1 protein-coding gene is annotated in these 1,458 nt (G+C 69.8%); it reads right to left on the reverse strand.

Features of this window, described 5'->3' with window-relative positions; translation table 11 throughout:
• Window positions 1–25: 25 nt before the first annotated feature.
• Window positions 26–1,345 (reverse strand): ISL3 family transposase, encoded by a 1,320-nt coding sequence (locus IR155_RS15630; RefSeq protein WP_457920470.1) that lies wholly within the window; start codon window positions 1,343–1,345, stop codon window positions 26–28.
• Window positions 1,346–1,458: the final 113 nt, after the last annotated feature.

Genomic DNA, 1,458 nt, shown 5'->3' on the forward strand with positions numbered 1-1,458 from the left:
GGGCTCTTCGGACTTCCGGTGGGGGTCATGGGGTGAGGCCGCCGGCGGCGAGGAGCATGCGGAGGCGGTAGTTGTGCCGGTTTCGGTAGCCGCGGGCGAGGCGGCGGTGGAGCTCGATGATCCCGTTCACCGCCTCGGTGCCGCCGTTCGATGACCGGTTGGTGGTGAAGTAGGCCAGGAACGCGTCGCTCCACCGCCGGAGGGTGCGGCCGAGGCGTGCAATCTCGGGGATCGGGCAGGTGTGGAACGACTCCACGACCTTCTCTGCGATCTTCCGCCCTTCGGCGAGGTCCTTCTGGTGATAGGCGGAGCGCAGTTGCTGCGCGCACTGCCACGCGACGAATACCTCATCATGGGCAGGGGCGGCTTCGATCGCCGCGACCAGCCGTGCCCGCTGCTTCTCGGTGAGGTTCTCGGCGCCGGCGCGGAGGATGGTCTGGATCCCGTAGAGCGGATCGCCCTTCCGGCCGCGGTGACCGAGGGTGTCCTGCTGGACACGTCGGCGGACCTCGTCGACGGCGGCGGTGCCGAGCTTGACGACGTGGAACGCGTCGAGCACCGCGACGGCGTCCTCGAGCTTGTCGTCGATCGCGGTCTTGTATCCGGCGAACGGGTCCAACGCCGCGACCTTCACGTTGTTCCGGAACGCGTCGCCGCGCTCGTCGAGCCAGGCCGCGTAGGCCTTCCCCGATCTGCCCGGCACGAGGTCGAGCAGCCGGGCACGGGTGCGACCGTGCTCATCCCGGGTCAGGTCGACCATCCCGGTCAGCTCCTTCGGGCCGCGCTTGCGGGAGTCGACGTGATGCCAGATGTGCTCGTCGACGCCGAGGGTGGTGACGTTCTCGAACCGGGACTCGTCGGCAGCCAGCTTGACGAGTTCGGGCTCAACGGCCCGCCACACCGTCTTCCACGACGTGCCCAGCTGTCGGGCCAGGCCCGCGATCGTGGCGTGCTCGCGGCGCAGCTGCCCGATCGCCCACGTCACCGCGCGCATGGTGATCGACCCGCGCGCGGCGACCAGGGTCGGGACCTGCTCCACGAACGTCCTCCTCATGCAGTCGGGATCATCACAACGCCACACCCGCTGCCGCCAGATCAGTCGCACCCGCGTCGCGCCGGGCACGTCGTGAAGAACGCGGCGGCGGCGACCCCGACCGACAGCGAGCACCCCGCACGACGGGCAACCGGCCGGCACCGCGGGGCTCGAGACCGTCACCACCAGCAGCCCGTCCAGACGCTCGACCGCCTCGACATGGACGCCGTCGAGACCGAGCAGCAGATCGCAGCGGGAACACGGGCAAGCGGCAGAGCGCGCATCAGCGCACCCCGAACTATGGTGAGACACGTCGAGGTCCTCGGTTGGAGCAGCAGTTGGCGCTACTGATCCTCGGGGACCTCGACCCCTACCCGCCCGAACTCACCCGGCGAGCCTCACCCCCACCGGAAGTCCGAAGAGCC

Origin of the sequence: Microbacterium paludicola (assembly GCF_015235415.1) — a bacterium.
Lineage (GTDB): Bacteria > Actinomycetota > Actinomycetes > Actinomycetales > Microbacteriaceae > Microbacterium > Microbacterium paludicola.